The organism is Sphaerochaeta sp. UBA5836 (assembly GCF_002432845.1).
In the GTDB taxonomy this organism is placed as follows: Bacteria; Spirochaetota; Spirochaetia; order Sphaerochaetales; family Sphaerochaetaceae; genus Sphaerochaeta.
The window spans coordinates 11,119-11,537 of sequence record NZ_DJGW01000004.1 but is presented as its reverse complement, the minus strand read 5'-3'; the positions used below and the strand labels follow the sequence as shown (position 1 = coordinate 11,537).

The following is a 419-nucleotide window of genomic DNA, read 5'->3' as shown; positions in this document are numbered from 1 at the left end:
TGATGATTTCAGTAAACTGCAGACCGGCCACATTGCTCGACCCATCCAAGGTGATATAGGCGGTAACAGTACCTTCCTCAAACACCAGCTTGTAGGGATTGCTTGTCCCTTCCACTGATCGATACTTCCCCAACTGCTGCACAAACTGGTCGATGATCTGATGAATCATCGGAATCGGGACGGCTGTTTCAAACTGCTTGGTGTAGGAGAGACTTTGCGGGCCCTTGGTGAACATGAGATGCAACGTTGATGACTCATCAGAATAGGCAGGCACTGCTATTGCAAGAAAAAGCATGAGTGTGCAAGCAAAGCATTTGTATGGTTTCATACCCCCCACTATGAGCACAAAAAATGGCTTTGTAAAGTACATCGGCAGAGGCCTCGATTCGCATCCGGTATACAGGTTGCAGAAGCAATGC

1 protein-coding gene is annotated in these 419 nt (G+C 48.0%); it reads right to left on the bottom strand.

Translation table 11 applies throughout. The annotated features are described in order from the left end of the window. The coding region (locus B3F49_RS00285) for a hypothetical protein (RefSeq protein ID WP_293908474.1) at positions 1-328 on the bottom strand (328 nt) is incomplete at its 3' end. Positions 329-419: the final 91 nt, after the last annotated feature.